Source organism: Methylotenera versatilis 79, from assembly GCF_000384375.1.
Taxonomy (GTDB): Bacteria; Pseudomonadota; Gammaproteobacteria; order Burkholderiales; family Methylophilaceae; genus Methylotenera_A; species Methylotenera_A versatilis_B.
The window spans coordinates 2,247,735-2,272,321 of sequence record NZ_ARVX01000001.1 but is presented as its reverse complement, the minus strand read 5'-3'; the positions used below and the strand labels follow the sequence as shown (position 1 = coordinate 2,272,321).

At 40.5% G+C, this 24,587-nt stretch carries 23 protein-coding genes; all 23 read left to right on the top strand.

All coding sequences use genetic code 11. The features are described from left to right. On the top strand, positions 1-1,236 hold the full coding sequence (locus tag METVE_RS0110975; RefSeq protein ID WP_020168530.1) for a glycosyltransferase family 4 protein: 1,236 nt from the start codon (positions 1-3) through the stop codon (positions 1,234-1,236). Further along, positions 1,233-2,783, top strand: a complete 1,551-nt coding sequence (gene xrtD / locus METVE_RS0110970) for a VPLPA-CTERM-specific exosortase XrtD (RefSeq protein WP_020168529.1) — start codon at positions 1,233-1,235, stop codon at positions 2,781-2,783. Before METVE_RS0110975 ends, xrtD begins: the two co-directional genes overlap by 4 nt. Before the next feature lie 422 nt (positions 2,784-3,205). Continuing rightward, complete coding sequence (locus METVE_RS0110965; protein ID WP_020168528.1) at positions 3,206-5,311, top strand: TonB-dependent receptor; 2,106 nt, start codon at positions 3,206-3,208, stop codon at positions 5,309-5,311. A 12-nt stretch (positions 5,312-5,323) separates the two neighbouring features. Beyond that, on the top strand, positions 5,324-6,778 hold the full coding sequence (locus tag METVE_RS0110960; RefSeq protein ID WP_020168527.1) for a PepSY domain-containing protein: 1,455 nt from the start codon (positions 5,324-5,326) through the stop codon (positions 6,776-6,778). A 117-nt stretch (positions 6,779-6,895) separates the two neighbouring features. Beyond that, the gene (locus tag METVE_RS0110955; protein WP_020168526.1) at positions 6,896-8,002 is read left to right on the top strand and encodes a sigma-54 interaction domain-containing protein; all 1,107 of its coding nucleotides are present in this window, start codon (positions 6,896-6,898) and stop codon (positions 8,000-8,002) included. Between the two features lie 421 nt (positions 8,003-8,423). Continuing rightward, positions 8,424-9,209: an energy transducer TonB gene (locus tag METVE_RS0110945; protein WP_020168524.1), complete on the top strand. Its 786-nt coding sequence runs from the start codon at positions 8,424-8,426 to the stop codon at positions 9,207-9,209. 29 nt (positions 9,210-9,238) lie between these two features. Then, on the top strand, positions 9,239-9,961 hold the full coding sequence (locus tag METVE_RS0110940; RefSeq protein WP_020168523.1) for a MotA/TolQ/ExbB proton channel family protein: 723 nt from the start codon (positions 9,239-9,241) through the stop codon (positions 9,959-9,961). Beyond that, positions 9,961-10,368 (top strand): ExbD/TolR family protein, encoded by a 408-nt coding sequence (locus METVE_RS0110935; protein WP_020168522.1) that lies wholly within the window; start codon positions 9,961-9,963, stop codon positions 10,366-10,368. Before METVE_RS0110940 ends, METVE_RS0110935 begins: the two co-directional genes overlap by 1 nt. A 64-nt stretch (positions 10,369-10,432) precedes the next feature. After that, complete coding sequence (locus METVE_RS0110930) at positions 10,433-10,855, top strand: DUF6152 family protein (protein ID WP_020168521.1); 423 nt, start codon at positions 10,433-10,435, stop codon at positions 10,853-10,855. A 41-nt stretch (positions 10,856-10,896) separates the two neighbouring features. After that, positions 10,897-11,769, top strand: coding sequence for a hypothetical protein (locus METVE_RS0110925; protein WP_232415322.1), 873 nt, complete (start codon positions 10,897-10,899; stop codon positions 11,767-11,769). A 108-nt stretch (positions 11,770-11,877) separates the two neighbouring features. Next, positions 11,878-12,861, top strand: coding sequence for a hypothetical protein (locus METVE_RS0110920; RefSeq protein WP_232415321.1), 984 nt, complete (start codon positions 11,878-11,880; stop codon positions 12,859-12,861). Between the two features lie 142 nt (positions 12,862-13,003). After that, entirely contained in the window at positions 13,004-13,954 is a 951-nt protein-coding gene (locus tag METVE_RS0110915) for a hypothetical protein (protein WP_020168518.1), read from the top strand. Between the two features lie 159 nt (positions 13,955-14,113). Next, positions 14,114-14,656 carry a heme-binding protein gene (locus tag METVE_RS0110910; protein ID WP_020168517.1) on the top strand — a complete coding sequence of 181 codons (543 nt, stop codon included), beginning with the start codon at positions 14,114-14,116 and terminating at the stop codon, positions 14,654-14,656. A 5-nt stretch (positions 14,657-14,661) separates the two neighbouring features. After that, on the top strand, positions 14,662-16,827 hold the full coding sequence (locus tag METVE_RS0110905) for a protein-disulfide reductase DsbD family protein (protein ID WP_198290308.1): 2,166 nt from the start codon (positions 14,662-14,664) through the stop codon (positions 16,825-16,827). A gap of 36 nt (positions 16,828-16,863) precedes the next feature. Further along, positions 16,864-17,484: a redoxin family protein gene (locus METVE_RS0110900; RefSeq protein ID WP_020168515.1), complete on the top strand. Its 621-nt coding sequence runs from the start codon at positions 16,864-16,866 to the stop codon at positions 17,482-17,484. Positions 17,485-17,569: 85 nt separating this feature from the next. Beyond that, positions 17,570-17,881 (top strand): metal/formaldehyde-sensitive transcriptional repressor, encoded by a 312-nt coding sequence (locus METVE_RS0110895; RefSeq protein WP_020168514.1) that lies wholly within the window; start codon positions 17,570-17,572, stop codon positions 17,879-17,881. Positions 17,882-18,216: 335 nt separating this feature from the next. After that, positions 18,217-19,566: an SMP-30/gluconolactonase/LRE family protein gene (locus METVE_RS0110890; RefSeq protein WP_020168513.1), complete on the top strand. Its 1,350-nt coding sequence runs from the start codon at positions 18,217-18,219 to the stop codon at positions 19,564-19,566. A 46-nt stretch (positions 19,567-19,612) separates the two neighbouring features. Continuing rightward, a complete protein-coding gene (locus tag METVE_RS0110885; protein WP_020168512.1) occupies positions 19,613-20,500 on the top strand; it encodes a dienelactone hydrolase family protein in 888 nt (295 codons plus the stop codon). 462 nt (positions 20,501-20,962) lie between these two features. Next, positions 20,963-21,466 carry a DUF6644 family protein gene (locus METVE_RS0110875; RefSeq protein WP_036297855.1) on the top strand — a complete coding sequence of 168 codons (504 nt, stop codon included), beginning with the start codon at positions 20,963-20,965 and terminating at the stop codon, positions 21,464-21,466. A 24-nt stretch (positions 21,467-21,490) separates the two neighbouring features. After that, the gene (locus METVE_RS0110870; RefSeq protein WP_020168509.1) at positions 21,491-21,967 is read left to right on the top strand and encodes a DUF6644 family protein; all 477 of its coding nucleotides are present in this window, start codon (positions 21,491-21,493) and stop codon (positions 21,965-21,967) included. A gap of 38 nt (positions 21,968-22,005) precedes the next feature. Then, positions 22,006-22,641 carry a hypothetical protein gene (locus METVE_RS0110865; protein WP_232415320.1) on the top strand — a complete coding sequence of 212 codons (636 nt, stop codon included), beginning with the start codon at positions 22,006-22,008 and terminating at the stop codon, positions 22,639-22,641. A 234-nt stretch (positions 22,642-22,875) separates the two neighbouring features. Continuing rightward, complete coding sequence (locus METVE_RS0110860) at positions 22,876-23,373, top strand: sigma-70 family RNA polymerase sigma factor (RefSeq protein WP_232415319.1); 498 nt, start codon at positions 22,876-22,878, stop codon at positions 23,371-23,373. A gap of 83 nt (positions 23,374-23,456) precedes the next feature. Further along, positions 23,457-24,401 (top strand): FecR domain-containing protein, encoded by a 945-nt coding sequence (locus METVE_RS0110855; protein WP_020168506.1) that lies wholly within the window; start codon positions 23,457-23,459, stop codon positions 24,399-24,401. Positions 24,402-24,587 lie beyond the last annotated feature (186 nt).

Below are 24,587 nucleotides of genomic sequence, written 5' to 3'. Positions count from 1 at the left end.
ATGCGAAATTTAAAGATATTAATTGTTTGTGAGCATGCGTCTAATATTTTTGGCGGCGAAGCAATGTTGCCACTTAATTATTTCAGGTACTTAGCAAAAACTCAGCATGAGGTTTATTTAATCACACATGCGCGCGTAAAAACGTCGGTTTCAAAATTAGCTGATATTAATCAAGAAAATGTTTTTTATATACCAGACACAGCTGCACATAAATTTTTAAATAAGTGTGGAAACCTCTTGCCAGAAAGAATCAGTATTTTGACAGTTGGTTTTGTCATGCACTTGATTACGCAGTTTTATCAATGGAAACTAGCAAGAAATATCGTTAAAGAAAAAGAAATCGATGTTATTCATGAGCCAGCACCTGTGTCTGCGGTGCAGCCATCAGCCATGTTTGCTTTGGGTATTCCAGTAGTTATTGGTCCAATGAATGGTGGTATGTCATTCCCCATTGCATTTAAGCATATGGCCGGAAAGTCTGAGCGTATTTTATATCATGTAATACGCGTGTTTTCATCGATTTATAATTTATTGATACCAGGAAAGTTTTTCGCTAAATATTTATTGGTCGCAAATCAAAGAACGCATGATGCTTTACCTAAATTCCGACTTGGGAAAGTGGTTGAAATTGTAGAGAATGGTGTATTTTCAGTAGTAGATGCACCCAAAGAAGCCTCTCAGCCTAGCGTTATCAATGTGCTTTTTGTAGGTAGGCTAGTTGACTGGAAGGCAATTGACATTTTGATTGATGCAATTAGCCAGTGCCAAGCGCCAGTTAAACTGACTATATTAGGTGATGGCGTATTAAGAAGTAAGCTTGAGCAATATGCCCAAAGGAAAGCGCCGAATAAAGTCTTGTTTTTGGGTTTAGTATCGCATGCAGAAACAAATGATTATTACGATAAAGCGGATATTTTTGTACTGCCTAGCATTAGAGAGTGTGGCGGGGCGGTTGTTTTAGAAGCGATGTCGAGAGGTTTGCCTGTAGTCGCAACCGCTTGGGGCGGTCCAATGGACTACATCACCAATGAAACGGGCTACTTAGTTGAACCGCAATCAAGAGAATATATGGTTGAACAGTTTTCAAGCATTATCGATAAGTTAGCATTAGATCCGCATTTACGCTATCAATTAGGACAAGCGGCTATTGCTCGAATTAAACAACATTTCTTGTGGGACAAAAAAACGCAGGAAATGATAACAATTTATAAAAAAGTAGTTGGAGATTTAGCTTGATAAAAATAATTGACTGGTTAAAGAGCCATATCAGATCAGTGCTTTATGTATTACTGGTGATATTTTTAGTCATCACTTTTAAAGATGCATTACATGAACAATTAATAAGAGTAACGCACGAGGAGCGTTATTCGCATGCACCATTAGTCTTTTTTATGGCGCTTTATCTTATTTGGATTAAGCGTTTTGAGATTCAAAATCATAATAATAGTCCTTGGATTGGTGTAGCAATTACCATTTTCGCAGGAGCTGCCCTGATTATTGGCGAGCTCAGTGCTATATGGACCATTGTTCAATATGGCACGCTACTAATGTGTTTCGGGCTAGCCTGGGTCATGATAGGCAAGCAAATCCGGAAAATATTGGTTCCATTTCTACATCTGTTTTTAGTGATTCCCTTACCCTACATGCTAGACGTCATGCTTTCAGGCAAGATGCAACTTATCTCCTCTGATTTGGGTGTTGCAATCAGTCGTTTACTTGGAATGACGGTTTTCCAAGATGGCAATATTATCGATTTAGGCATATACAAGCTGCAAGTAGTTGAAGCTTGTAGCGGGCTTAACTATATGTACCCATTAATGACCATTGGTTTAATGATGGGTTATATGTACAAAGCCCCATTTTACGCTCGTGCGATGCTATTTTTATCCAGCGTGCCAATCAGCATTGTGATGAATAGTGCGCGAATTGCAGTTGTTGCTATCTTAGTAAATCATTCTGGCATTGAAGCTGCAGAGGGCTTTATGCATTATTTCGAAGGCTGGGTGATATTTTTAATTTGTATAGGACTGCTTTTATTAGAAGCCAAATTATTAAATATTGCATTGAAAATGAATGACAGAACCTTGGCTAACTCTTTTGACTATTTAGAAACTAATCATCCCGCTAAAGATACCGATATAAAAGGAAATGTTCAGCCCTTACCCATTATTATTGGCATTTCCATTGTCATTTTAGCCTCACTATCAACCTTCACGATTAAACATCGGGATGAAGTGATCCCAGAGAGAGCCAATTTCAGTTCTTTCCCTTTAGAAATCGATGGTTGGAAAGGTAGAAAATATGATTTTGAAAATGGCGAAAATCAAATATTACAATTAAAAGATTATTTATTAGTTAACTACAATAAAGCGAATACTAACGTTAACCTGTATGCGGGTTATACCGATTCACAACGCTCAGGTTCAGTTCCACATTCACCTAAAGCTTGTATTCCTGGCGGTGGGTGGGAAATCACCAACACTAAAATACATGAAATTGTTATTAATGATCAAAAAACGATTAAAGTGACACGCATGCTTATCTCGAAAGGTGAGTCTAAACAACTGGTCTATTATTGGTTTCATCAACGTGGCCGCGATTTATCTAATGAATTCTCAATGAAATTTGCATTGCTTTATGATGCCATCACGATGAATAGAACAGATGGCGCGATAGTGCGTTACACAGTGCCAGTATATAAATCTGAAGCAGAGTCTGATCAAGCATTAGGGGAATTCATTCGTGAAAGTTATCCACTATTACCGCGTTATATTCCAGATTAAATTAGACTTTTAAATATAGAATCTGACATTTATCCAAGTTTATGGTACTTGTCCGGTTGATATTTCCATTTCAAATTATTTGTAAATAAGTAAAGTTTTGAGCGATTTGCTGTAGTTGCAACCTAGTCTTTATCAGCGCTTAAACTATTAAACTTAGTGGTTTGGAATTTAACTAAATCATTCTTTTTATAAGCACTCGTCCTATTTCAAACAATTCCTTCAGAATCTGTTTCTACAGAAACAATTATATTTTTTCCTGTTGCATATTAATCAATATATTAATCGTAATTTTTTAATCCATTGATTAATAAGTATATTTTTATTGGCATATTTCCTGCTGTTTGTACCTGATTATAGGTTACCCACCTATGCAGCATTGCGTACCAATTATTGGGTAGTTAATTATTATAAACAGGGAAGTTATGAATAAGTTTCGAATATTATGGTTGGCTGTTATGGCGGCAACCTTGCCTTACACAAGCGTATTTGCAGAAGAGGATGCGCTACTGGGTGAGGTTGTTGTAACGGAAAAAAATCAGTCTAAAGGTGCATTAAAGTTAACTGATACAAATAAGACGGGAAGTCGGTTAGGCTTAACTGCGCTTGAAACACCGGCCAGTATAGAATCAATTGATATTTCTACTATTCGGTTGCGCGGAGATAATAATGTACGTGAGGCCGTTTCGCGCTCAACGGGCATCACCGACATCAGCAATCTGGGTACAGGCGTCGCCTTTTCTGCGAGAGGTTTTACAGGTAACAATTCTGTAGGACAAGCTGAAGATGGTATACGTTTACAGACGGCCGCAAGCACATTGACTTACCCATCTGATACTTGGGGTTACCAGCAGTTCGATATTCTGCGTGGTCCGGCTTCTGTGTTGTTTGGAGATGGTACTGTTGGCGGCATCATCAATAGCATTCGCAAAGCGCCAAGCCGCGAAAGTCAATTTGAAGCATTGGTCGGGGTAGGTACGCTTGGGGTTTATCGCACAGGTATTGGCGGAAGTGGCGCATTAGGAGAAGCCGGGGCATATCGAGTGGATGCTTCTGTTACTGGTGGTAATGGCTATGTTAATCACGGTGATTACGACAGCGCAAAGTTAATGACTGGGATATTGCTGAATGTTAATGAAGATTTACGCATTAATTTTACCGCTGATGTTGCGAATGAAAATCCAACTCGCTACACGGGCATTCCTCTCAGAAATGGCCGTATCGATGAATCTTTACGCAATCAAAATTACAATGTCCGTGATAGCAAACAACATTTTGAAGATACACGTTTGCGCGCAAAACTGGATTGGGATATTAGCGATACGACCAAACTGAGCAATATCAGCTACTGGTCTAAGGCTGATCGACATTGGCGAAATGTGGAGTACTTTGCGATTGACGACGCAAGCAATACCGTTGATAGGTTCGGCTATACCGAAATCAAGCATAAACAAAAGCAACTTGGCGATCGATTAGAGTTGGCTTCAACCGCAGACCTATTTGGACATCATAATCGTTGGGCGGTTGGCTACGAAATTTCACGTGTTGATTTTAGTTACTATGATAATTTTTATGATGGTAACGATCCAAGCACCAACGTACCGATTAAAAATTTCCCGCGCGGATATTTCACGACTATTGACCCAACAGTAAAAGATTTTGCTTCAACAACGCAACAACAAGCATTCTTTGCTGAGAATGCTTTGGATATTACCGAGAAGATTAAATTTATTACAGGCTTAAGACAGGACTGGATAGATGTTGATCATGAAAGTAGACTTGGTCGTGCTAATCTGGATGCGGACTATGCACCTTTCTCATATCGCGTGGGGGCAGTATTTCAGCCGACGAAGTCATCTTCCTTGTATGGACAATTTAGTCGTGAGTCTGACCCAGTATCATCTATCGTCTCGATTCGGCCTAGCAGTGGTGCGTTTAAGCTAACCTCGGCACAACAAGCAGAAGTTGGTGTTAAACATGTGTTGGCAGATGGAAAAGGGGAGTTAACTTTTGCGCTTTATCATATTGCTAAAGATAACATTATCACGCGTGACCCTAGCAACTCAACCTTACGTGTTCAAGGTGGCAAGCAGTCATCACGCGGCGTAGAGCTTGCAGCAAGTCTTTTCCCAATACAGCATTGGCGCACGGATTTAAATGTGGCTTTACTGGATGCACGTTATGACAAGTTAACTGAAGGTGGTGGAGTAAATCGCGCAGGAAATACGCCGATAGATGTTCCAGAAAAAACAGCCAATTTGTGGCTTTATTATCAACAACCCGATTGGGAAGCTGGAATTGGCGCAAGATTAGTTGGAAGACGCTATGCCGATAATGCAAATACATCGATTATGCGTGGTTATACGATTTATGACGCGAATGTCGCTTGGAACGTAAATCCGAAAACCACCCTCAGGGCAAGTTTGCGCAATTTAACAGACAAAGTTTATGCGCCGGTTTCTTATGATACTGAACAATTTATTTTGGGTGAATCACGCCGAGTTGAGCTTACTGCCGAATTGAAATATTAAGCCAGTTTAGCGATGATTAAATTTGCAACTCGCTATCTGTCCCTGTGGCATCGGTGGCTAGGTATTTTTGCCTGCATTTTGTTTATGCTATGGTTTGCCACAGGCTTGGTTCTACATTTCGTGCATTTTCCTGAGTTAAGTGCTGAGGAAAAGTTTGCCGGATTAAAGCCAATTGCCATGCAAAATGTAAAACTTTCCTTGTATGAGGCAATTCGCTCTTTGCCTTATTTTGAGCGCATAACAAGAGCAAAATTAGTCATGTCTGGCAATCGCCCCGTTTATGTTGTGCAGCATGATAAAAACGTAAATGGCATATATGCCGACACAGGTGAAGTGCTGCAAACAATTTCAACAAATGCTGCGCTTGTCATTGCTAATCAATACGCTGAGCAACATGGCATTGATGTACAAAAAAAAGCCTACGCGTCGCTGGATGATGTTGACCAATGGACAGTCTCGAATGGATTGGATGCTTACAGACCATTGCATCGTGTACTGATCAACGATGATGAAAAAACAGAGCTATACATCTCTGATATCACAGGAGAAGTGGTGCGTGATACCACCCAGTTTGAAAGGGGCTGGAATTACGTTGGCTCAGTTGTCCATTGGATATATCCTACTTTCCTAAGGAAGCATTGGGATATTTGGAATTGGCTGGTTTGGACGCTGTCATTGATTGCATTAATCGCAGCAATTACTGGCATTATTTTGGGAGTTATGCGCCTACGATGGAATCACGTTAAATCTATTTCACCATTTCGCGGTATGCATTATCTGCATCACTTAGGCGGTGTATTGGTAGCCACCTTTCTGCTTACTTACATATTAAGTGGCTGGTTATCGATGGATCACGGCTTATTGTTTTCGCGTAACAATATAACTGCAACTCAAAGAATAGTTCTTACAGGTGGAAAAATAAATTGGCAGAAGTTTAATTCTGTTGATACCTCGTTTGTGGCAGGGGCAAAACAATTAGAATGGGTTCAATTGGCTGGTAATCCTTATGTCATTGCAACCTTTAACCAAGACTCTCAAAAAGTTTTAAGCCAACTTGGCGTAAGTGACGATTTTGCATTCTCAGCATTTACATCGCAAAGTACGCAGCTTTTAGAAGGCGCTAATTGCACAATACCAATTCTGGTAGATAAAAATGACGCCTATCGGAGTGCAACGGCTAAGCCCAGCGCGCAATTGCTACGTGTTGTCTGCGACGATGCTAAAAAAACTTGGTTTCATATTGATGGATCCAATGCGCAAATCATTGAGAAAATTGATCATTCAAGACGCTGGTATCGCTGGTTATACGGCGGGCTTCACACATTAGATTTTCCGGTTCTAGATACTCATCCTCAGTTTAAAACTGCTTTAGTTATGATTTTTTGCGTGTTGGGATTCATGTTTAGTCTTACAGGAGTTGTCTTAAGTTTGCGTCGTTTAAGACTTACAACAAAATATTTGTTGTAAAGTTAGTTAAATTTTCCAAGGCAATATATTATTTAATTATTAAAGTATAATTTTATATTATTTAAAAATATAACTACATGCTGTTATATTTCCGTTTTGTTAGGAATCACACCCAAAATGTACGGAATTCACATTGATAGAAAAGCTAGCGTAGACTCAGCTAATACGGAATCAGAATGGGCTAAAAAGTCGATCATTCAATTTCCAGATCCTCAAAAAATTAGCTTATCAATCAGGGCAAGTGCGCTTATATTTGCTGATGAAAAGTCTCAACAATTACTGTCTCTTATTGAAAAAATAGCGCCAAGCAATGCAACTGCTTTAATTAAAGGCGAAACAGGTACAGGTAAGGAGTTAGTCGCAAGGCATTTACACAATCTTAGTCCACGTAAAGACGGCCCATTTGCAGCGATTAATTGCGGCGCGTTTTCAGAGGCGCTGGTAGAAAGCGAACTGTTTGGCTATGAACGCGGTGCATTTACCGGAGCAGTTGGTTCTAAAAAAGGATGGTTTGAAACAGCCAATGGCGGTACATTATTTTTAGATGAAATTGGGGATTTGCCTTTATCTACTCAGGTTAAGTTATTGCGTGTATTACAAGAAAGAGAAGTCATTCCAATTGGCTCGCGCAGACCAATCCCAATTGATGTTCGGTTAATTGCAGCAACCAATGTGAATCTTACTGAAGCAGTGAAAGCTGGTCGTTTCAGGGAAGATTTATATTATCGAATTAAAGTCGTACCGATTGAAATACCGCCCTTAAGAGAACGAAAGGGTGATATTTTGCCTTTGGTTGAGCATTTTCTTGAGGTGTATCGCAATCGTTTGCATACAACAAAACCTGAGTTAACACCTGAAACAGTCAATAGTTTAATTGACTATCCATGGCCAGGTAATATTCGCGAACTTGAAAATGTGATTCACAGAGCGCTCTTGGTTTGCGATGGTAGAGTATTAAGGCCATTAGATTTAAGTTTGCCTATCATTAAACATGGCAATGAGTCTGATGAGAGCTATGTACAAAGTACAGATGAAAGACTAGAAAACGCTATCAATGCATTAATTCATGAAGAGCCAGATCAACTTTATGACTTGGTTATACAAAAAGTTATATTGCAAACGTATGAATATTGCAAAAACAATCAAGTGCAGACAGCAAGAGTACTAGGCATCAGCCGAAATGTTTTACGTGCATTATTAAAGCAATTTGGTTGCATTCAATAAATTTCATCATTAATCATAGATGCCCGCATTAATTAAAAGTTAGTGCGGGCTTTTTTGTGCCTATCAATTTTAATATCTCAATTTTTCTTAAATTAACGACAATAGCCCATCAGATGATTTGTAAATGTTGATATTTAAGCATCCCGTTTTGTTAGTTGTTTCTGAAGCAACAGCTTATGGGGAATTATTCATTAATAAATTACATAACAATTTGATTTTAATGGATAAATAATACTGGCATACGAATTGCTAACTTAACTATAGATATGAATCATTATTTGAAGTGTTAGGAAACGTTAGTGAGTATATTGAATAAATATTTAAAAAATCTTAAGCAAGAAGGTTGGTCTCCAAGCCGGTACTACGAAGACTCACAATTAATTATTGGCGTGTTTGTGCCTGTTATATTAGGGCGCTAATTATGTCGAGTACATTAAGTTCTTATATTTCAGCACCGGTAGAGGGTGTGGGTTTTATCAAATCAAGTGAATCTTTAGGCCAGAAGGATGAACGTTTAAACTTATTAAAGTTGCGAAAAGTAAAAGCCTATGACAAAGAGGTGAATGCAAGCGCCAAATATTGGTCGATTGCCGCCATCATCGGCTTACATATTGCTTTAATAACGCTATATGTCAATCGCGATCAAACACCCTCTGTACCGATTAAAAAGCATGAAGTAGCAATTGAGTTCATCAAGCCGGAAATTGAGCCGCCTCCGATTGAGCCGCCAAAACCGCCACCACCCAAGGTTCAAAAAGCACCACCGCCACCTGCTTTGAGAACGCCTGTGGCAACTCAAGATATTGCGCCAAATGATATTGTGGTGCAAGAGAACACTCAGGCGCCAGTTTCCAGTGGCCCAGTGGTCGCTGCTGAAGAGCCAACACCACCAGCGCCGCCTGCACCAGTTGTAGAGGAGCCAGTGACAGAAGCGTCAGCAAATGCTGGGTACTTAAAAAATCCGCCTCCTGAATATCCGGCTAGGGCAACTCAGATGGGCTGGAGTGGAACGGTTATTTTACGTGTGAGAGTGTCTGCAGATGGCAGTGCTCAGAGCGTAAGTGTGAAAAAGTCGAGTGGCCATAAGGTGCTGGATGATTCGGCAGTTACAGCCGTAAAAAAATGGACGTTTGTTCCTTCAAAGCGTGGAAACACGGCAATTGATGGATGGGCAACAGTGCCGATTATATTTAATTCTGAACAATAGATAATTTTGAATAAAGTGAGGTAAGAAAAATGTTTAATTTAGACCCAAATGCATCACCAATAGTAGTTAGTGTTTTAGTGGCGTTAGTTTTAGCGTCTGTCGTTACTTGGACTATCGTGTTACTCAAAACAATTCAAGTATGGCGCATGCGTCGGCAAAACAATAAGTTTCGCGCAGCTTTTTGGGCAGCAAAAGATTTACAGCAAGCAGCAAATCTTGAAGGATTCGGCGGCCCAGTTTATCGCGTTGCTCAAGTTGGATTCCATGCGCTGAATGAGGCAGATTCTGTTGAGGATTTACGTCATTCAGGTGACCGCCAAGAAGTATTAGAGCGTTCATTGCGTCAACAAATTCAAAAAGAGCGCGTCACGCGCGAAAGTGGATTGGTTGTGTTGGCCAGTATCGGTAGTACATCGCCCTTCATTGGTTTGTTTGGTACGGTATGGGGCATTATGCACGCGCTAACAGACATCAGTAAGTTAGGCAGTGCAAGTTTAGATGTGGTTGCTGGGCCAATTGGTGAAGCTTTATTAGCAACTGGTGTTGGTATTGCAGTAGCAGTGCCAGCTGTACTTGCCTATAACTTTTTCTTAAGACGTTTAAAAACTAGCAGCAACAACTTAGATGATTTTGCTGAAGATTTGATTAAAGTATTACGTCGTGTTTCATACCGCAAAGTTGTAGATGCCAATGGTAAGGCTGATGCATCAAGCGCGGGCGTAGTGCATAACTTGAAAGGAGCGGCTGCGTAATGGCTTTTTCTACCCAAAGTGATGGTGATGAGGTGATGAGTGAAATCAACGTCACGCCATTAGTGGATGTGATGTTGGTTTTGTTAGTGGCATTTATTGTTACTGTGCCAGTAATGACCAATGCAATTCAGGTTAATTTACCTAAAACAGCAGCTACAAAACCGCCTGAGCCTAGTAAGCCGATTACGATCAGTGTGAATGCTGAAGGTAATGCTTTTATTAATCAAACACAAGTTGAGTTGCCTCAGCTTGAAACTGAGTTAATTGCAAGGCAGGCTGCTAATCCTGAGCAAGTTTATCACTTGAGTTCTGATGAATCTGTGAAGTATGGCAGCGTGGCTAAAGTGATGGCGGTGATTGAGCGATCAGGCATCACAAAGCTCGCAGTATTAACCCAAAACCAATAAGTAATTATAAAAATAAGTAATATTTAAGTGGGTTACATCACAATTTCAACAGATAGGAAAAACAATGTTTAATAAAACTATAGCAGGAGCGTTAGCAGTTCTGGGTGTGGTTGCAAGTGCTTTACCAGCAAATGCGCACCATGCGTTTTCAGCTGAATTCGATGCCGCAAAACCAATTACGGTAAAAGGTATCGTCACCAAATTCGAATTAGTCAATCCACATAGCTGGTTATATATCGATGTGACCGGCCCCGATGGAAAAGTAACGCAGTGGGGCTTTGAATTCGGCGCGCCATTTGGTTTGAAAGAAAAGGGCATCACAAAAAAAACATTGGCAGTTGGCACGGAAATCACCATCAATGGTTACAGAGCGAAAGCGGACCAGAATTTTGGCTATGCGGTGGAAAGCACCTTGGCTGATGGCAGGACCATTAAAACTGGCGGGGCACAAGATGCGCCAACAGCGCAGCCTGCAACCAATAGATAAGTAATAAAAAACGCGATTACTGCAGATAACCGGAGAATTTCTTGAATACATCCCAAACTTACAGGCCATCCACGCCAAATCAATCTCGGCTACAACAATCATGGCTTAAATTACCTACTTTAAAAAATGATAAGTTAAAAAAAATGGGTTCGGCATTGTTATTACTCATCAGTGTATTTACATTTTCACTAGTGACTACCAGTGCTGATGCGCATGACAGTACCAAAATACCTCGCTTGGCTAATGGCAAGCCGGATTTCTCCGGTATTTGGCAGACAACCAGCGCTGCAGACTATGATTTGGAACCTCATTCCAATCGTAAAGATGCACCACCTGGTCCAGGTATTGTTGAAGGCGGCGAAATTCCTTACCTGCCCAAAGCATTGGAAAAACGTAAGAAGAACTTTGAAAATCGCGCAACTGATGATCCGGCACTAAAAGGTTATACCTTGGGTGTGCCGCGCGCCGTTTATTATCCTGAACCATTCCAGATTTTTCAGCGTGCGCGTGATTTGACGCTTGTGCCACAGTTTGGTCATTCAGTCAGAACCATCCATACCAATAATACAGAACACCCAGAGGATCCGAATGACTGGTGGCTGGGCGACTCAAGAGCCAAATGGGAGGGCGATACGCTAGTTGTGGATGTTAAACATTTTAATGACAAAACATGGCTGGATCGTTCCGGTAATTTCCACAGCGATGCTTTGCAAGTGGTGGAGCGTTGGAAGTTTCTTGATTCCAACACCATCGAATACAAGGCAACTTTAAGTGATGAACAGGTTTTCAGTAAGCCATGGAATATCACCGTTATTTTGTACCGTCATCGTGAAAAGAATTTCCAGTTGATTGAAGACTACCGATATACCCTGGATTACGACCAATACTATCCACCAAAACCGGATCAAAAATAGGCTGATATCAATAGAGCTTAATGTCGTATTACTTAAAACGGGAACAATATGTATAGCAATTCAGGAAAATGGCAGGTAGAGGTTTCTGCTTTAGTATTCGGGGTTTTGATGGGCGCTTCGTCACTTGGCATTGCAGCGGATGAAAAGTTAACAGAAAAAAAACCACAGTCTTCCCAAGAAAATAAAACCGAGGCACAAAAGAAGGAAACTGCAACTCCTGCGCAAACTACTCCAGCGCAAACCAGAAGGCCACGAGAAAAATCCTTCCCTAAAATTGCCTCAGGCAGTTGGACTGGCTCGCGTTTGGCGGATGGACAGCCGGATATCAGTGGTTTTTGGTCTAACACCATCGGTAATCATGGTAATTTGACAGACCCGCAAGGGGGAGTTATCGGTGAAGCAAGACGTACACCTTTAGGACCAAGAGAAGAGCGTGCCCCAAGTCGTGTCAGTGACCCTGCTGATGGGCAGTTCCCGTTCCAGCCTTGGGCATTAGCGAAAGTGAAAGAGTTTCAAGTTGGGTTTCATAATCCTACCAATCCTGCGCATGTAGAACCGAATGCACGTTGCGCGCCGGGTGGCATACCTAAGTCTCTCTATTGGCATGGCTATGATATTTTGCAATATCCGGGTTATGTACTGTTCGTATTTGACAATGGTTCGCGCATAATTCATTTGGATAAAAACAAACCTCACCTGCCAGAAAAACTTAAATTGTGGAATGGTGACTCGCGCGGTCATTGGGAAGGCAACACTTTAGTAGTTGATGTGAGCAACCATAACGGCAAAGCTTTGTTTGGCCGCTCCGGCGAGTTCGTCAGTGAGAGTGCTACGATCAAGGAAAAATATATCTTTGCAAATGATGGATCACGTTACAACTATGAAGGTACTTTCACAGATCCAACGGTTTATACGCGCCCATTTACCATCACAATACCTGCCATTAAATATACCCGTGAGGAAGAAACGGATGGCTGGAATTTAGAGGCTCGTTGGGCGAAGCACACTGGAAAAACACAAATTCTAGAGCACGATGAACGTATTTGCCATGAAAACAATGGTGGCTTTGGATTAGGTGCCACACCAAAATAATCACTTAAATGTCGATGAGTAACAAATCGAAGTATCAATATCCATTGGTTAATGAATGCATGAACTGAATATGATAAGAGGGAATATGAAGAATAATGTGAGTCATTTCAAATTAAAGCTTAGTATCAAAAGCTTAGCTATCATGACTTTCGTCACAGTGCCATTGTTGGCGACCTCTGCAGACGATGTCAAAACAAAAGATGCTAAGCCACAGGCGGCGGCTGCACCAGCAACAGAAGGGCCAAACTACAGAACTGAAGCATCATTTCCTAAAATTGCTTCAGGTAAATGGACTGGTCCAAAACTAGCCGATGGCCAGCCTGATATTAGCGGGCATTGGTCTAATACGATAGCAAATCATAATAATTTTACCGATCCACAAGGCGGCATTCCAAACGACCCTGCGGCAGGCCGTACGCTTTTGGGTAAGCGCGAAGATCGTGCGCCTAGCCGAGTCAGCGACCCAGCTGATGGACAAGTGCCTTTCCAGTCTTGGGCATTAGAAGAGGTGAAGAAATTTCAAGTTGGATTCCATAATCCGACTGAACCAAAATATATTGAGCCATTAGCTCGCTGCGCACCAGGCGGCGTGCCTAAATCTTTGTATTGGCATGGGTATGAAATTGCGCAATATCCAGGTTACGTATTGTTTATCTTTAACAATGGCATTCGCATTATTCATTTAGATGGCAAGCCACATTTACCTGAGAAAGTGAAGTTATGGAATGCAGATTCACGTGGCCATTGGGAAGGAAATACCTTAGTGGTAGATGTTAAGAATCACAACGGTAAAGCGCTATTTGGGCGTTCAGGTGAATTCATCAGTGAAAACGGTACGATTCAGGAAAAGTATATTTTTTCAAGCGATGGCAAACGTTATAACTATGAAGCAGTGTTTACTGACCCAACAGTCTATACACGCCCGTTTACTGTGACGATTCCAGCGAGATTATGGACAGCTGAAGATAAACCAAATGGTTGGCACTTTGAAGCGCACTTAGCAAAACATGTTGGTAAAGAGCCGATTGTAGAACGTGAAGAACGTATTTGTGCTGAAAATAATGGTGCTTTTGGATTAGGCGCACGCAAGTAAATTGTTATTTGTAATAAAAACGCTACGGTCTTGGACTGCAGCGTTTTATTGTAATTTATTGTACAGAGTCACTTGTCTTGTTGACAAGTAACTCTGCATGACTTCTGCATACTGCTAAGTCATGCAAATTTAATTAATGCGACAACTAAAAGGATAAATATGCATTATAAAAAAGCGTTAACTTTATTGAGTTTATGTAGCTTTAATATTTTGGGATTTGCAGCAGAAGCAGTTGAATCTGCACCAATTAAAGCAGAAACAATACCCACAGCCAATCCTGCACGAGTGCCTGCTGCTAAAGGGCCATCTTTAGAGTTGGCAGTTGAAGCAGCAAAGGTAGCCATTGAAACCTGTGCGGCAGAGGGTGGGCAAAAAATCGGAGCTAGCGTTGTGGATTCCGCTGGCGTACTTAAAGTGCTGTTAGCCGCAGATGGTACTTCACCACGCGGCGTTTCTTCTAGCAACAATAAAGCAGTGACCGCGCTGCAATTTAAAAAGAGCACCAGTGCTTTAGCTGAACAAATCAAAACTGATAAAGTCTTGGCTGACACTATTGCTGCAACATCTACATATAACGCTAGGCCGGGTGGTATTTTGATTCAAGTTGGTAATGAGGTTATCGGCGCAATTGGTGTTGGCGGTGGTAAAACGGATGAGCCGTGTGCGCTAGCTGGTTTAAATAAAATTCAAAGCAGACTTTGATTAATATGCAGAAGATGTTTTATTCCAACTGGCTAAAAGTACTTTGTTTGGCATTGCTGTTCAATGTTCCAACAGCATGGGGCGCATCTCATCAAGCTAGCACGCCACAAGTGCAAGCTGAATTGGTTTCATCTGCTCAACAAGTGGTGGCGGGTGAAACCATTACTTTAGGCGTGCACTTAAAGATCATTCCACACTGGCACACTTATTGGCAAAATCCTGGTGATTCTGGCATTGTGACGACGATTGATTGGCAGTTCTCACGACCTTCAGAAGTCAGCGAAATTTTGTGGCCAATACCCACTCGCTTCAAACTTGGGCCTATTGTCAATTACGGCTATGAAAATACAGTTACTTTACCCGTTAAGGTAAAAGTCGCAGCCGATGCAAAAATAGGCGAGATTTTTAAAACCACGGCAGTTGTCGATTGGTTAGTCTGTAAAGAAGAATGCATACCGCAACAAGTCACATTGACGCTTGATTTTCCGGTAGTCGCTGCAATATATCAACAATCAATTAATAATCCATCGCTAGACGAGGCTTCATCGCAACAGCCACAAAATACCGCATGGAAACTTAAGTTAGAAGCTGTGAAAGATGGAGTGGAACTGCACATTCCTCACACAAGTTTGCCTGTTGAGGCCATTCAAGATACTTGGTTTTACCCTTATCAATGGGGAAAAATCGCCCAAAGTATTGACCAGATTAAAACCGTTAATGCAGATGGTATCAAACTGACATTTAAAAATGGCGATGATCCCTTAAAAGCGAATGATGCATTAGACGGTGTATTAGTCGTGAAAGAAAAACGTGGTAATAATCTAATCGCACGCGGCTATGTCATTCATCCAAAATTAACTGTTGCTTCTTCGCTACCAAATAGCTCGGCAGTTGATGCAACACTTACTCCACCAGCGTCAAATTCAGGTATTGCAGACTTAGGGATTGTCAGCGCATTGTTACTTGCCTTGATCGGTGGTGTCATTCTTAATTTAATGCCGTGCGTATTTCCAGTTTTATCTATAAAAGCACTGTCATTGGTGACACATAGTCAGTATTCACAACGTGAAATATTATGGCAGGGGATAGTCTACACATTAGGCGTGTTAGCTAGTTTCGCCTTTTTGGCAGGCTTGCTTATTGCGCTTAAAGCAGGCGGCGCACAAATTGGCTGGGGTTTTCAATTTCAATCGCCGCTGTTTGTGATAGCAGTCGCATATCTGATGTTTGCAGTGGGTTTGAGCTTGTCAGGTGTATTTACGATTGGTAGCTCGATTGCTGGATTAGGCGGCACATTAGCTGACAAACCAGGTTACGCAGGTAGTTTCTTTACTGGGGTATTAGCCACGATTGTTGCTACGCCATGCACGGCACCTTTTATGGCGGCGGCACTTGGTTACGCTTTAGCGCAGCCAGCTTTGCAGCTCATATTAATTTTCCTCAGTTTAGGTTTAGGTCTGGCGCTGCCGTATTTGTTATTAACTGCATGGCCTGCATTGCATCGCAAGTTACCACGGCCTGGAGTATGGATGGAGCGTACTAAACAGGTGTTTGCTTTTCCGATGTATCTAGCGGCAGTGTGGTTAGTTTGGGTGCTTGCACAACAAAGTGGGGCAAATGGTGTGGCAATCGTATTAGGTGGCATGGTACTGATTGCATTTGCCGCATGGTTATATGACAGCACACGTTATGTGGGCATTAAAGCGCAAATTATTGCAAACATAGGTGTAGCAGCATTGCTGATTAGCACACTGTTTATCAGTTATAACTATTTAGAGAATGCGGCTGAAACGACAAAAAATGCAGTCAAATCTAGTGTTAATAAGCATTGGGAGGCTTATTCCCCGGAGCGGTTGGAACAATTGCTGGCTGAAGGAAAACCTGTTTTCCTTAACTTTACTGCAGCTTGGTGCATCAGTTGCCTAGTGAATGAGCGTGTGGCATTAAGCCAGCCAGAAGTGATTGCAGCATTTAAGAAAAACAGTGTGACTTACCTAAAAGGTGATTGGACTAATAAGGACGCGCAGATTACCGATGTACTGACAAAGTTTGGGCGAAGTGGTGTGCCGCTCTATGTGTTTTATCCAGCGGGCAAGGGCGCTAAGTCCGTTGAATTACCGCAAATTCTTACACCGTCGATTGTGTTAAGTCAGCTTCAATCGTCACATTAATTTTTAACACTGAATTTTTAATCAAAAGGAGTTTTTATGAAATTTAAACAATTAATCGCGACTAGTTTAGTCACCGTTGCATTTACGTTCATCAGCACTAGTGTATTTGCAGACACAGTTATAGATAAACCAGCACCAGCTTTTACAGGTAATACAGCAGATGGTGGCAAATTAAGCCTGGATTCGTTACGAGGCAAAACGGTTGTATTGGAATGGACAAATAACGAGTGCCCATTTGTCGTAAAGCATTATGAGAGTGGCAATATTCCACAATTGCAAAAAGATGCTGCAAGTAAAGATATTAGCTGGGTGCAAATCATTTCATCAGCACCAGGAAAACAAGGTCATGTAGACGGCGCAACAGCATTGAAATTAAACGAAACGCGCGGTGCTAAACCAGCTTATGTTGTATTGGATGAAGATGGGAAAATCGGCAAACTATATGGCGCGCAAACCACGCCACATATTTATGTAATCGATGCAAAAGGCGTATTGGTTTACAAAGGTGGAATCGACAATATCCCTACCGCTAAGAAAGAAGACTTAGCAAAAGCCACCAATTATGTAAGAGAAACATGGGTTGCTTTGGCTGATGGTAAAAAAGTGCCGCATCCAAGCACAAAACCTTATGGTTGCTCAATCAAATATCCTAGTTAATCAATATTGATGCATAAATATCGTTAAGTATTCCGCATGTGAGACTTCTGGCTCGCATGTGAGCTTAACAAACAAGGCTCTAGATATGTCACACATTACTGAAAATAAGAAAAAACTATCCGCACGTATTAGCCGTATTAAAGGACAAGTAGAAGCCATTGAAAAATCATTAAATGTTGGTGTGGAATGCACGCATTTTTTACACCAGATTGCCTCAGTGCGTGGTGCGATAGATGGCTTGATGTCAGAAGCATTAGAAGGCCATATTCGTGAACATTTAGGCCATCGCCAATTATCACATCATGGGCATGAACATGATGAATCAAACCATCATAACGACTCAAAACAGGATGACTTGGAAGAGGTCATCAACGTGTTAAAAACTTATCTCAAATAATAACTGTTTTTAAATAGCGCTTAGCATTGTGCTGTTGAATGGGCCAATTACTAAACGGTCTTAAGTTGGTTTTCTACAAACAGAGGTGTTTTGAATCTGCTGGATATCCAGCAATTTAAAACACCTCTTTTTTTTGCATAATTGTATAAAAGTTAACATTAAATATATTTACATATGAAATCAAATACTTATGTGTTTTTTATAAAATAGCTAAACAATTTTTAGATAAAAAAATGTTGGCATGCGCTTTGCGATGCTTTTAATGAGTACCGAATAGTTCTGGGTTAAATCCGGCTATCAATAAAATAACTTTAAACGCATCACGAGGACATCACATGAAAAAAATTAACGTATTAGTCGCTTTATTATTTATTGCTGCATCGCCTTTATCCATGGCGGGTGGCGCAGTGGCAACGCCAGCTGGTGATACAAAAGCGGCAACACAAGAAGCTAAAAAACCACCTATTTCAAAAAAATTAAGTCTTGCGGAAGTAGACGCTCTATTGGCTAAACCAAACGAAGTAGTGTTCATTGATCTACGTCGTCCAGATGAACTGATCAAAATCGGTGGCTTTCCAGTCTATTTGAATATTCAATTAAGTGAACTTGAAAAATATTCTGCTTATATCCCTAAAGATAAAACGGTTGCGACTATTTCTAACCATGCAGGTCGCGCCCATACAGGTGCAGATTTATTAATCAACAAAGGCTTTAAAGTAGCCGGTGCGATTGGTGTCCAGGATTATGAAGCTGAAGGTGGTGTCTTGACTAAAATCGCGCCGCCGACACCAAAATATGAAGTGAATAAAGACATTCCTGGTGTAATTGCTAAAGGCACAAAATATGAGTTCTTATATGAAGGCTTTGAGGGTACAGAAGGCCCGATTGCTTTGCCAGACGGTACAGCTATTTTCACTGAAACACGTGCTAATCGCATTACACAGTTAAAAGATGATCGCGGTATTTCAATCTTTTTGCAAAACAGCAATGGCTCAAACGGTTTAGCTTTTAACCCTAAAGGGGAATTGATTTCAGTACAGAATTTAAAGCCACAAGTGGGTATTATTTATCCAGCGGGCAAAGAAAAAGTATTGTCGAATCAATTTGATGGCAAACCTTTCCAGCGTCCTAACGATTTAGTGTTAGATAAAAAAGGTGGTATTTACTTTACTGATATAGGCATTGTCCCAAAACCAGAAGATAAAGCTGCAGAAGCAGCAAGGCCAGCTGTTTATTACATTACGCCAGATGGCAAAACCACACGCGTGATTAATGATCTTAAACGTCCAAATGGCGTGCAACTGAGCACAGATGAGAAAACACTATACGTAGCCGATACAGCAAATGAATTCATTATTGCTTACGATATCAAAGGCGATGGCTCTTTAGGCACAAAACGTAATTTTGCCAAATTAGCTGGTTATGCAAAGAATGCAACAGGTGAATATTCTAGTGGCGCAGATGGCTTAGCAGTTGATGCAGAAAACAGACTGTATGTAGCCTCTAATGCTGGCGTAGAGGTATTTAGTGCAAAAGGTGAAACCTTGGGCGTGATTGTATTGCCAAACAAACCACAGAATTTAGCATTCTCTGGTAAAGACAAGAAAACCTTGTTTGTTGTTGGTAGAGGCGCAGCATATCGCATTCCTTTATTAGCACAAGGCTATTTAGGCCGTGTTAAATAAGCCAGTTAATAAATAGTGAGTTAATTAAGAAATTGTTGGAGATAACATGACACGCAAAACAGCAGAAGATTTTTCCCCAGAAGTGCTGGGTTTATTTGACCAGTTTGTTCATGGTCAAATTTCGAGAAGAGACTTCTTGAATCGTGCAGGAAAGTTTGCCGCCGCCGGTGCTTCTGCAGCAGTTTTACTGCAATCGCTTAGCCCGAACTTTGCAGAGGCTAAACAGATTGATGAAAATGATGTGCGTATTAAAGCAAGATATGTAGAGTATCCATCGCCTAACGGCAATGGTAAGTTGCGCGGGTATTTGGTGTATCCAGCCAATGTAACGACAAAACTGGCTACAGTACTAGTGGTGCATGAAAATCGTGGCCTTAATCCACATATTGAGGACATCGCAAGACGTATAGCGATTGATGGTTTTATTGCCTTTGCACCCGATGCGTTATTTACATTGGGCGGCTACCCTGGTGATGAGGATAAAGCACGTGAATTATTCCAAAAACTGGATCAAACTAAAACGCGTGAAGATTTTATCGCTGCGGCAGATGTGCTTAAAAAGCTACCAGAAGGCAATGGAAAAGTCGGCGTGGTTGGTTTTTGTTACGGAGGTGGCATTGCAAACTTTTTGGCAACACGTTTGCCCGATTTGGGTGCGGCCGTGCCTTTCTATGGCGGACAGCCTAGTGATGAAGATGCTGCAAAGATTAAAGCACCATTATTGCTTCAATACGCAGGCAAAGATGAGCGCATTAATGCTGGTTGGCCAAAATACGAAGCGGTTTTAAAAGCGGTTAAAGTAGATTACCAAGTGTTTATTTATCCAGAAGTACAACATGGTTTTAATAATGACACGACCCCACGTTATGACGCAGCCGCGGCTAAGTTAGCATGGGATCGCACCATCGGTTTTTTCCGTCAACACCTAGTTTAATTATTCACGATGATTTAATTTTATTTGACACGTCCCAACCTGCAAGAGCCGACAGCGGCATTGCTTTAGCGCGCATGTATTTGAGCTCAAAAGAAAGTCTTTCCATCTCAATACATGCGCCATTTTTTAATGGTTTAAGTTATTGACGCTACAAGGCTACTTCAGTTCTGACAGGTTTCTTTCAAATTAGTAGTTGTTTCCCAATTGTTTAAACAACAACACTCATTCCAAAGGTTGCTTCTAAAGCAACAATTTTCACTATCATTTTTAATTCAATGCCATTCAAATTTCAGTAATATTTTTTTAAATTTATTGATAAAAATCAAATGGTTAATATTTATATTTTACTATTTCTTTTGATTGATAAAGATTGGCACAGCGGATGCTATAGAAATAGGGGTGGGGCCTATATTAAAAGCTTAATTGCAGTTAAAAGTTCTAAGAATTTAAAAGGGGAGTTGGATGTCAGTCGTATCAATTTTGCAAGTAATGCATGATTCAGAGTTTGGAACAGCACTCAGAGAGTCGCTTTATATGTTCCCGTTGATTGAGGGGATACACCTGATAGGTCTAGCGCTATCAGTTGGTCTAATTATCGTGACCGATTTGCGTCTTATTGGCGGTTTTCTGAAAGAGGTGCCAGTGGTCGAAGTGCTTAAGCAATTAAGGCCGTGGCTATTAATAGGATTCGTAATTACTTTTGTGACGGGTATTTTATTACTTTGGGCAGAAGGTCCAAGAATGTGGGCGATTCCTGTGTTTCCAATTAAATTAATTTTAATTGTGTTGGCTGGGTTAAACGCCATTTGGTTCGAATATAAATACGGTAGAACTGTACATGATTGGGGTACACATGTGCATTTTCCTAAAGGTGCAAAATTGGCGGGTTGGGTTTCGCTCGTTTCTTGGTCGGCTGTAGTTATTTGCGGACGCCTAATCCCATACCTAGAAGCGACACAACATTAATTTTACTGACGAGAAAGCATTGATATGAGTACAGAATCATTATTTAAAGAGTTACAAAATAGCAGCTTAAGCCAATCTATCAGCCAGCTGGATTCAATTACGGGTGCATTCGCACAATTATTTCATATTGCCGGTTTTTTGCTGATTTTAACGGCTGTTTTATTGGTTAATTTAAGGCTGGTTGGCTTGGGCTTAAATCGACAAACAATTCCTAATCTGGCAAAAGCAACTAAACCACTGGTGATCTATGGATTTGTGTTACTGCTATTTTCCGGGCTGTTTACTTTTCTACCCAGCGCCACGCTTTATTATCCCAATCCTGCTTTTTGGCTAAAGTTTATATTGCTGGGTTTTGCACTGATTATTCAATTTACTTTATATAGAAAAGTAACCAGTGTTGAATCTCCAAATCGTATCTTGGCAGGATTTACGGCTGTACTGTCTCTAACTTTATGGTTTGGCGTAGCGTTTGCGGGACGCGCCATTGGATTTTTAAATTAATAATTAAAAGGATTGGCGTGATGAATAGCAACAAAATAATGTTAGTTTTTATATGGTTAAGTCTTGGCTTGCAGGCAGCTTGTAGTAGTTCAAATAATCAAGACAAAGACGCTACAACTATAAAACCAGTTGCTACATTGCAGGAAATTATGTTGTCAGTCATTGATCCAAATGTAGATCCTATTTGGAACTCGGTATCCACAGTGGGTACCAAAGATGGAGTGGTTGAAAAAGTACCTTCTACGGATGAAGAGTGGAATACTTTAAAGAATCACGCAATTGTGTTGATTGAAGCTGGAAACCTTTTGCAAATCCCTAATCGTCATGTCGCCCATGCAGGAGCTATCACATCAATCCATCCTGTTGAGTTGCAGCCCGCAGAAATTGAAAAGTTGATTCAAGAAAATCGAAAAGACTTTAACGATAAAGCCATTAACTTGCAGAATGCAGCAAAGCTAGCATTAGTAGCGATTAGAGAGAGAAACCCAGACTCGTTGTTACAGGTTGGTTCGCAAATTGAACACGCTTGCGAGCAGTGTCATTCAGCTTATTGGTATCCAAATGACAAACGACCAGTTGCATCGAACACTTTAGGATTTAAATCCAAAAATCCTACTTATGTATTGTTACGCAATGCGCCTCAAAAAATTGCACTGGTCTCATTGAGTGACTGACTTAATTCACCCAATTCAGTATTAAATTTAAACAAAATTTCTAATTAATGCATATTTATGTGGTGGTTATATTCAGCCATCTACAACCAAATTTTATTAATTACAACCAATTTAACTGCCATTTAAAATGAGTAAACTTAATTAAAACAGTAGCTTAGTAATTCCCCATTTTTAGGCATGCATTTTGCACCTTACTCTTGCGAACCATTAGCATTATTTAAGGATAAAAAAAGCATGATGCAAAATACTTTGGTAGGAAATTTCTATATGGAGCACAATTCCTGGCTCCATACTTGGCTATCAAAAAAAGTAGGCTCTACTTTTGATGCGGCTGATTTAATGCAAGACACGTTTATTCGCATGCTTTCTAAGGTGGAAGCTGAACAGATTGTTGAACCGCGGGCTTACTTAACTAAAATTGCGCATGGTTTGATGGTTAACTTTTTGCGCCGACGCGATATGGAAGCCGCTTATATGGCCGCCATGATCAATTTTGGCGAATCGCAAGAAAAACTATTCCCTTGTACAGAATCGTATCTGATCAATTTAGAAAAATTGGTGACTATTGATCAAATGTTAGATGGTTTGCCTGCTAAAGTGCGTACCGCATTTCTGATGCATAAACTGGATGGGCTGACTTATCCAGAAATAGCCGAGGAGATGGGCATGAGTGTCATCTCAATTAAAAAATACATTGCAAGAGCTTTAATGCATTGCGCTTCTGAGCGATAAACCCTGCAGAAATAAACTCCGCACAATAGATACAATTTTAAATAAATTATTCACCTCAATCTTTTTTACTTAATATATTGAATATGTCTAATCCAATTGCTATTGCCTCAGAGTGGTATGTAAAGCTGAATGAATCTGATTGCAGTGAAGAGGATCGTGCTGCTTTTGAGGCATGGAAAGATGCGTCAAGCCTCAACTTAAATGCATGGAATCGTATTCTGCAAGTGAGTAAACCTTTTGATGGTTTAGAGCCTGTTATCAGCAAGGAGGTGTTACTTCAACGTAGGACATTTTCTTTATCAAGAAGGCACCTGTTAAAAAATCTCGGCATTGTTGCAGTGGCAACTGGCACAGGCTTAATTGCTTATCATCAAAAGCCATGGCAAGCCATGTTGGCAGATTACACCACGCACAAGGGCGAGATTAAAACGCTGTATTTATCAGACGAAACGATGCTGGTATTAAATAGCGATACCGCAATTGATCAACAATATGATGATAAAAATCGAACGATTAAGTTGATTAAAGGCGAGGTTTTAATTGAAACTGGCCATGGAAAGGGCGCTTCAAAGCCTTTTAGCGTACGCACCAAATACGGAACTATCACAGCATTAGGCACAAGATTTAGTGTTCGGCAGCACCGTGATTACGTTTCAGTTAACGTTTACAAAGATGCTGTTTCTATCCAAACTTTTGCAAATAATGGCTTTAAACAAAAGCTATATGAAAATCATACGACCATTTTTAACGACCAAATCTTACCTGGAATTAAGCCATTAAGATTCGGTACGGATTTATGGACTAAAGGCATCTTAAGTGTTGTAGATATGCCGCTAAATGAATTTCTAATTGAATTAGATCGCTATTACATAGGCTATCTACGTTGCGACCCAGCTATTGCCAATGTTTTGGTATCTGGCTCATTTCCACTTAATGATATAGATGCAATATTCTCTAGCCTTCAACATACCCATTCACTGCGTATTCACACTGTGAGCAAATACTGGGTTACCTTCAAACCTGTTTAGGTTATCAATATATCCTGAGTCAAAGGATACGTTTCAAATGTCATTCAAACACTAATACAAGCCGACCTTTAGCAAGCAAAAAAGCACTTTTACTTACTTTTTATAAATATATTCAAAATATTTATAAAAATCTTTATACCTTTTCGATTCTCGTTTGGCGTATCTAGCATAAAACATAATTATTTA

Excerpts from the sequence above, each read along its gene's own strand:
- METVE_RS0110975 (WP_020168530.1), top strand. The coding sequence starts at position 1 with ATGCGAAATTTAAAGATATTAATTGTTTGTGAGCATGCGTCTAATATT.
- METVE_RS0110965 (WP_020168528.1), top strand. The coding sequence starts at position 3,206 with ATGAATAAGTTTCGAATATTATGGTTGGCTGTTATGGCGGCAACCTTG.
- METVE_RS0110960 (WP_020168527.1), top strand. The coding sequence starts at position 5,324 with ATGATTAAATTTGCAACTCGCTATCTGTCCCTGTGGCATCGGTGGCTA.
- METVE_RS0110955 (WP_020168526.1), top strand. The coding sequence starts at position 6,896 with ATGTACGGAATTCACATTGATAGAAAAGCTAGCGTAGACTCAGCTAAT.
- METVE_RS0110945 (WP_020168524.1), top strand. The coding sequence starts at position 8,424 with ATGTCGAGTACATTAAGTTCTTATATTTCAGCACCGGTAGAGGGTGTG.
- METVE_RS0110940 (WP_020168523.1), top strand. The coding sequence starts at position 9,239 with ATGTTTAATTTAGACCCAAATGCATCACCAATAGTAGTTAGTGTTTTA.
- METVE_RS0110935 (WP_020168522.1), top strand. The coding sequence starts at position 9,961 with ATGGCTTTTTCTACCCAAAGTGATGGTGATGAGGTGATGAGTGAAATC.
- METVE_RS0110930 (WP_020168521.1), top strand. The coding sequence starts at position 10,433 with ATGTTTAATAAAACTATAGCAGGAGCGTTAGCAGTTCTGGGTGTGGTT.
- METVE_RS0110920 (WP_232415321.1), top strand. The coding sequence starts at position 11,878 with ATGGGCGCTTCGTCACTTGGCATTGCAGCGGATGAAAAGTTAACAGAA.
- METVE_RS0110915 (WP_020168518.1), top strand. The coding sequence starts at position 13,004 with ATGACTTTCGTCACAGTGCCATTGTTGGCGACCTCTGCAGACGATGTC.
- METVE_RS0110910 (WP_020168517.1), top strand. The coding sequence starts at position 14,114 with ATGCATTATAAAAAAGCGTTAACTTTATTGAGTTTATGTAGCTTTAAT.
- METVE_RS0110905 (WP_198290308.1), top strand. The coding sequence starts at position 14,662 with ATGCAGAAGATGTTTTATTCCAACTGGCTAAAAGTACTTTGTTTGGCA.
- METVE_RS0110900 (WP_020168515.1), top strand. The coding sequence starts at position 16,864 with ATGAAATTTAAACAATTAATCGCGACTAGTTTAGTCACCGTTGCATTT.
- METVE_RS0110895 (WP_020168514.1), top strand. The coding sequence starts at position 17,570 with ATGTCACACATTACTGAAAATAAGAAAAAACTATCCGCACGTATTAGC.
- METVE_RS0110890 (WP_020168513.1), top strand. The coding sequence starts at position 18,217 with ATGAAAAAAATTAACGTATTAGTCGCTTTATTATTTATTGCTGCATCG.
- METVE_RS0110885 (WP_020168512.1), top strand. The coding sequence starts at position 19,613 with ATGACACGCAAAACAGCAGAAGATTTTTCCCCAGAAGTGCTGGGTTTA.
- METVE_RS0110875 (WP_036297855.1), top strand. The coding sequence starts at position 20,963 with ATGTCAGTCGTATCAATTTTGCAAGTAATGCATGATTCAGAGTTTGGA.
- METVE_RS0110870 (WP_020168509.1), top strand. The coding sequence starts at position 21,491 with ATGAGTACAGAATCATTATTTAAAGAGTTACAAAATAGCAGCTTAAGC.
- METVE_RS0110865 (WP_232415320.1), top strand. The coding sequence starts at position 22,006 with ATGTTAGTTTTTATATGGTTAAGTCTTGGCTTGCAGGCAGCTTGTAGT.
- METVE_RS0110860 (WP_232415319.1), top strand. The coding sequence starts at position 22,876 with ATGATGCAAAATACTTTGGTAGGAAATTTCTATATGGAGCACAATTCC.
- METVE_RS0110855 (WP_020168506.1), top strand. The coding sequence starts at position 23,457 with ATGTCTAATCCAATTGCTATTGCCTCAGAGTGGTATGTAAAGCTGAAT.